Annotated in this window: 1 protein-coding gene; it reads right to left on the bottom strand. The window is 67.6% G+C overall.

All coding sequences use genetic code 11. The features are described from left to right. Positions 1 to 231 precede the first annotated feature (231 nt). A partial coding sequence (locus tag FHS87_RS23325; RefSeq protein ID WP_184522322.1) for a DMT family transporter occupies positions 232 to 1,107 on the bottom strand: 876 nt, incomplete at its 5' end.

Here is a 1,107-nt window from a genome sequence, read left to right as displayed (position 1 = left end):
GACGAGTTCCACCTCGCAGCCGCCGCCCAGAACCTGCGCAAGCTCGCCAAGCTGATCCCCACCGGCGTGCCGTCAGCCCTGCCAGGCTGATGCGCAGGCGGCCCTCAGGTCGATGGCCAGATCGAGGCGGCAGGCTCAGCCGAAAGCCAACAGCACATTTTTCAACAGTATCGGTGGAAACCGGACTCTCCACGAAGTGTCCGGCTCGGAAACCTGTCGAACTGGATCAGGTCAGTCGGTCGCGTGGGTGGACCCTTCGCGGCGCCGGGACCCCAGCAGAAGCCGGGGCAGGCGACGGTCGATGCAGGCAAGGCCCGCTCCGATCAAGGCCATCCCCCCGAAGTGCCTTGGCCACAACATCTCACCCAGCACGAGCCAACCCAGCAGGATCGCACTGACCGGGATCAGGAAAGTGACCAGGGCGAGGTTCGTCGCACCCGCGGCGGCCAGGATGCGGAAGTAAAGGACGTAGGCCAGGGCCGTCGAAAGTAAGCCCACTCCGACTGCCGCTCCCCAGGTCACCGCCCCCGGCGCAGCCAACTCCCAGGGGCGGTCCACGACCAGCACGAGCGGCAGCAGCAACAGCGTGGAGGCGCAGACCTGCCCCGTGGCCGTGGCCATGGGTGCGATTCCCATGCGGCGGAAGCGCCGTCCGAAGATGGCCGCGAAGGCGTAGGTCAGCGCCGCAGCCAGGCAGGCGAGCTGGGCCGTGATGGCGACACCCGGCCCTAGGAGGGCGTCCGGGCCGATCATCGACACGGCTCCGACGAAGCCCACGACCACGCCGGCCAGCTTGAACGGGGTCAGCTTCTCGTCCGGGGTGAGCAGATGGGCCACCAGCACCGTGAACAGGGGTGTGGTGGCATTAAGGATGGAGGCCAGTCCGCCGGCGACGTGCTGCTGCCCCCAGACGATGAGGCCGAAGGGCAGCGCATTGTTCAGGAGCCCCATGCCGAGGAAGGCGATCCAAGCGTCCCGCCCGGCCGGCATCCTCTGCCCCATGATCCGCAGCATGGGGATTCCGACGATGTCGGCCGCCTGTTCCGAGGCGAAGTCGGCCACTGATTCCGACGTCATGTCGGCCGGCCATTCCGATTGATGTCGGCC

The sequence above is a fragment of the Muricoccus pecuniae genome (assembly GCF_014199205.1).
Classification (GTDB): Bacteria; Pseudomonadota; Alphaproteobacteria; order Acetobacterales; family Acetobacteraceae; genus Roseomonas; species Roseomonas pecuniae.
Note: the sequence above shows the minus strand (reverse complement) of the source record. Positions and strands in the feature narration are given on the sequence as shown.